Origin of the sequence: Roseivirga sp. UBA1976 (genome assembly GCF_002336325.1) — a bacterium.
Taxonomy (GTDB): Bacteria; Bacteroidota; Bacteroidia; order Cytophagales; family Cyclobacteriaceae; genus Roseivirga; species Roseivirga thermotolerans.
Genome location: NZ_DDDQ01000120.1, coordinates 1 through 308 on the forward strand (window position 1 = coordinate 1; position 308 = coordinate 308).

The following is a 308-nucleotide window of genomic DNA, read 5'->3' on the forward strand; positions in this document are numbered from 1 at the left end:
CAACCATTCTAGGATCTCTGGTCAAGAATCCTTCGGTTTTCAAAGCAGGTCTGAATTCAGCATCGGCTTCGCACAAAGCTCTTGAAATGGCCAATCGGATGGCTTCCGCCTGACCCTTCAGTCCTCCACCATCAACGTTTACTTTGATGTCGAAGTTGGTATCTTGTTTTACTTTCACCAAAGGCTGCTTCACTACAATCTGCATTACATCAGACTGAAAATAGTTGTCGAGCGGTCTGCCATTGATGGTAATTTCACCTTTGCCCGGCTCCATGTAAAGTCTGGCAACTGATGTTTTTCTTCTTCCT

Annotated in this window: 1 protein-coding gene; it reads right to left on the bottom strand. The window is 45.1% G+C overall.

The features are described from left to right. A partial coding sequence (gene rpsI / locus B3763_RS12015; protein ID WP_286746770.1) for a 30S ribosomal protein S9 occupies nt 1–308 on the bottom strand: 308 nt, incomplete at both ends.